The 261-nt window shown below is 67.0% G+C and carries 1 protein-coding gene; it reads right to left on the reverse strand.

Annotated elements, in window-relative coordinates; translation table 11 throughout:
* A partial coding sequence (locus tag L9G74_RS21085; RefSeq protein ID WP_238898711.1) for a putative transposase occupies positions 1–197 on the reverse strand: 197 nt, incomplete at its 3' end.
* Positions 198–261: the final 64 nt, after the last annotated feature.

A 261-nucleotide genomic window follows, 5' to 3' on the forward strand; every position in this document is an offset into this window, starting at 1 on the left:
GTCCGGAAGGTCTTCGGGCTCCACCCCTCGCGGTCGAAGATCAACGTCACCCGGCGCTCGTCGCCCACCAGCGTGCGGATCTGGGGCAACAACTCCTGCTCCATCATCGCCAGCAGTCCCTCGTTGGCTGGCGCCGTGATGAACAGCAGCGGCTCCGCATTCGCATCGTTGACCCAGTAGTCGGTCGTCGCCGGCATGCACAGCCGCCGCCGGGGCACATGGGTCTTGGGCAGTGTGAGGGTCCGCCCATGATACGGGCGC

Source organism: Shewanella electrica, from assembly GCF_022321485.1.
Classification (GTDB): domain Bacteria; phylum Pseudomonadota; class Gammaproteobacteria; order Enterobacterales; family Shewanellaceae; genus Shewanella; species Shewanella electrica.